2 protein-coding genes and 1 pseudogene are annotated in these 1,044 nt (G+C 64.0%); all 3 read right to left on the reverse strand.

The features are described 5' to 3' along the window. Nucleotides 1–426, reverse strand: a 426-nt coding sequence (locus FOA17_RS15495) for a hypothetical protein (RefSeq protein ID WP_238991848.1), incomplete at its 3' end; no start/stop codon positions are given. 75 nt (nucleotides 427–501) lie between these two features. Further along, the gene (locus FOA17_RS15500; RefSeq protein WP_149142419.1) at nucleotides 502–699 is read right to left on the reverse strand and encodes a hypothetical protein; all 198 of its coding nucleotides are present in this window, start codon (nucleotides 697–699) and stop codon (nucleotides 502–504) included. A gap of 1 nt (nucleotide 700) precedes the next feature. Beyond that, a pseudogene (locus tag FOA17_RS15505) lies at nucleotides 701–922 on the reverse strand (DUF6915 family protein); the annotation flags it as partial. Nucleotides 923–1,044: the final 122 nt, after the last annotated feature.

Raw genomic sequence — 1,044 nt, forward strand, 5'->3', positions numbered from 1 at the left:
CAGACGATCAGCTGCTGGCCTTCCTCGAGTCGCTCTGAATATGCCGAATGACCGCATGGCCAAGGCCAACGCTCTAAAGCGTGGGCACTGGCCATGCGGCATAATCCTGATCCCGGCATAATATGCTTTATGCCGAATTCGGCATAAGGCGTACTGGAATCCCCAGAGGCCGGTGAGGTCGAGGTCTTCCGCAAGGCGCAGAACGAAGCGGATGACGGCTTCGACATCGCCGTGCTCGTCGTCATGGATCCAGAGACTGCTGCCCTCGGGCGCGTCCTGGCGCACGATGTCGAAGCCTGCGATCTCCGGGTTGTCGGCGTCCTGATCGGCTTCGCACAAGCCCTGGAACAGGCCGAGCGCGCGGGCAGCTTTGTCGGGGGTGCCAACGTCGAGCAGGCACGAGAAATGGGTGAAGTAATCCGCCATGGGGACCTCCTGAATGGGGAAGACCCGGCCAAATGGCCGGGAGCTATGTCGGGATGAGGGGGTGGTCGGGAGCGATCAGCTGGCCGGATCGTCGCCCGCCGCCTGTCGCGCGGCATGCGCGCAGAGCATCTGCCGGTAGAAGCGCTTGCGCGCAGCCTGGAAGCCGCGAACGGCGCGCGTGTCGGGATGAAGCGCCCGGACCGCCGCCCGCAGAACGGCGTAGGACGAAGCCGTCACTGGCAGGCCGAACCGCTGATAGGCCGGGTCAGTCATGTCAGGCGACCTCGACCACGGGCGAGGCGAGATGCGGATCTACCAGCGCCTCGATCCGCGCCGACCGGCCCATCCAAGGTTCGGGCCGGATGGCCTTCACCCAGTCGGCAAAGCTCGGGATGAAGCCGAGGTCCTCCTTGACATGCTGCTCGCCGACCCAGCGGGTCGGGATGATGCGCCCGGTCGAGAGTGTGAGGGTGGGACCGAAGATGGTCTCAGCCATTATATAGACAGAGTCGGTGAAAGCCGACTTCGGGCGTATCGTGGCAGACGATTCAGATTCAGTCGGAGATGTGCCATGGTGGGTGCAAAGCTTGAAGGCCCCGGCCCTGATCCATCCTCGCT

Origin of the sequence: Gemmobacter caeruleus (genome assembly GCF_008271655.1) — a bacterium.
GTDB lineage: Bacteria > Pseudomonadota > Alphaproteobacteria > Rhodobacterales > Rhodobacteraceae > Gemmobacter > Gemmobacter caeruleus.

What these genes read in the sequence shown, in the direction of transcription:
- FOA17_RS15500 (WP_149142419.1), bottom strand. Translation starts at nt 699, where the DNA reads ATGACTGACCCGGCCTATCAGCGGTTCGGCCTGCCAGTGACGGCTTCG.